The following is a 2,400-nucleotide window of genomic DNA, read 5'->3' as shown; positions in this document are numbered from 1 at the left end:
CTAGTTCTACGCCTATGCCTGCGACTGGTAGCTTGCAGTTGGTGGAGGCGTTCGTCGAGAGGCTGGACGGTGCGCCGGTCGGCGAGCGCCGCCGGTGGTCGGAAGAGTTCAAGGCTCAGGCGGTCGCCGCAGCGTTGGAACCTGGTGTGAATGTTTCGGCGCTTGCCCGCCGTCTGGGGATTTCGCCGCCGCAGCTGTTTGGCTGGCGCAAGGCGTTCCTGAACAAGCAGAAAGAGGGTGTTCCTGTAGGCACCCCGGTGCCGATGGTGGAAATTGTCGTCGGCGATGTCATTATTCGCGTCGGGCCCGATCTTGGCGAGGTTGTGTTGCGCCGTCTCATCCGCGCGGTGCGCTCGGCATGATCCCGTCCGGTGTGCGGGTCTTTCTCGCGAGCCATCCGGTCGACTTCCGCAAAGGACCAGATAGCCTGCTGTCGCTGGTGCGCGATGCTGGCAGTGACCCGTTCAGCGGCGCGCTTTATGTGTTCCGCGCGAAGCGGGCGGACCGGATCAAAATCGTCTGGTGGGATGGCAGCGGTGTCTGCCTCTTTGCGAAACGCCTCGAGAAATCTTCGTTCTGCTGGCCGCGGATCGGGCATGTCCGGGTGCAGCTCAACCATGCCCAGCTCATGGCGTTGCTCGACGGGCTGGACTGGAAGCGGGTTCGTCCCGTGGCCGTCAAAGCCCCTGTATTTGCTGGATAACCCAGCTGCGGCAAAGTGAATCAACCCCGCTTTGGATGCGGATATCCAGCGGCATGCCCGGTCGGAACATGCTATCCTTGATGCCATGAGCGCCGACGATCTTTCCCTTCCCGACGATATGGACCTGCTAAAGTCCATGGTCCGCGCCATGGCGCAGAAGACGGCGGCCCTTGAAGACGAGAATGCGGCTTTGAAAGCCCGCAGTTCGGATGCCGACGAACGGATCAAGCGACTGATGCAGATCCTCAAAGCCTACGACCGCGCCCGGTTCGGGCGCCGCTCGGAGAAGCTTGGCACCGGCGGGCCGTCAGAGGACGAGGATGCTCAGCAGGCCTTTGTCTTCGAAGAGATCGAAACCGGCATCTCCGACCTCAGGGCGCAGGTCGGCACGGGTCGGTCCTCGGATGAGAAGCGACCGCCCCGGGCGCGCAAGGGCTTTCCGCCGCATCTGGAGCGGGTCGAGATGGTGATCGAGCCCGAGGACCTGCCGGAGCACGCAGGTAAGCAGAAGGTGCTGATCGGCGAAGATGTGTCGGAACGGCTGGATGTGATCCCGGCGAAGTTCCGGGTGATCGTGACCCGCCGCCCCAAATACGCGTTCAAGGGCTGGGATGGCGTCATCCAGGCCCTGGCCCCGGCCCATATCATCGAAAGCGGGCTGCCGACCGAGGCGCTGCTGGCGCAGATCGCGGTCTCAAAATACGCCGACGGCCTGCCACTCTATCGCCAGGAGGGAATTTATGCTCGCGATCTGGTGGACCTCGACCGGCGGCTGATGGCGCAGTGGATGGGCCGGGTCGGCTTCGAGCTGGAGATCCTCGCAGATCATGTCCTGGGCGAGATACTGAAAGGTGCCCGGGTCTTCGCCGACGAAACCAGCCTGCCGACCCTCTCCCCCGGCACCGGCGCCACAAAGAAGGCCTGGCTCTGGGCCTATGCTCGCGATGATAGCACCTTCGGCGGCAGCGGTCCGCCCATGGTCGCCTATCGCTTCGAGGACAGCCGATCCGGCGACTGCGTGCGGCGGCACCTCCGCGGCTATAGTGGCATCCTGCAGGTGGACGGCTACGCCGCCTACAACAAGCTGGTGCGAAAAGACGGGGGCAACGACGGCCCGCAACTGGCGGGATGCTGGGCCCACTCTCGGCGCCGCTTCTATGAACTCCATGCTGCCGGGGACTCACAGATCGCCACCACCACGGTGGAGCGGATGGCTGACCTCTGGAAGCTCGAGGCGGATGTCCGCGGTCAAAGCCCCGAGGCGCGCGTCGCTGCGCGTCAGGCTGTTTCGACGCCAATCGTCGCGGGGCTGTTCACACTGTGGCAGCAGACCTTGCCGCGCATCTCTGGGAAATCGAAGCTGGCCGAGGCCCTGCGCTACGCCATCGCCCGGCGCGAGATCTTCGAGCGATTCCTGACCGACGGCCTCGTCGAGCTCGACTCCAACATTGTCGAGCGCGCCATCAGGCCTCAGACCATTACGAGGAAGAACAGCCTGTTCGCCGGGTCAGATGGCGGCGGTCGCACATGGGCCACCATCGCCACGCTCTTGCAGACCTGCAAAATGAACAACGTCGATCCCGTCGCGTGGCTGACCCAGACGCTGGAGCGCATCGCCAACCAATGGCCAAGCGCCGAAATCGACGCTCTCATGCCCTGGAATCACAAAGCCTGAACGGTCTCGGCTACCCGCTTAC

The 2,400-nt window shown here is 64.0% G+C and carries 3 protein-coding genes; all 3 read left to right on the top strand.

Features of this window, described 5'->3' with window-relative positions; translation table 11 throughout:
- The coding region (locus VK682_RS27100) for a transposase (RefSeq protein ID WP_324782978.1) at window positions 1–362 on the top strand (362 nt) is incomplete at its 5' end.
- Complete coding sequence (gene tnpB / locus VK682_RS27095; protein ID WP_068248113.1) at window positions 359–703, top strand: IS66 family insertion sequence element accessory protein TnpB; 345 nt, start codon at window positions 359–361, stop codon at window positions 701–703. The genes VK682_RS27100 and tnpB, both read left to right, overlap by 4 nt.
- Window positions 704–788: 85 nt before the next feature.
- Window positions 789–2,378, top strand: coding sequence for an IS66 family transposase (tnpC, locus tag VK682_RS27090; protein ID WP_324782977.1), 1,590 nt, complete (start codon window positions 789–791; stop codon window positions 2,376–2,378).
- Window positions 2,379–2,400 lie beyond the last annotated feature (22 nt).

The organism is Salipiger marinus, from assembly GCF_035481585.1.
GTDB lineage: Bacteria > Pseudomonadota > Alphaproteobacteria > Rhodobacterales > Rhodobacteraceae > Salipiger > Salipiger marinus.
Note: the sequence above shows the minus strand (reverse complement) of the source record. Positions and strands in the feature narration are given on the sequence as shown.

Bases quoted from the DNA above. Each gene is read 5' to 3' on its own strand.
- tnpB (WP_068248113.1), top strand. From the start codon at position 359: ATGATCCCGTCCGGTGTGCGGGTCTTTCTCGCGAGCCATCCGGTCGAC.
- tnpC (WP_324782977.1), top strand. From the start codon at position 789: ATGAGCGCCGACGATCTTTCCCTTCCCGACGATATGGACCTGCTAAAG.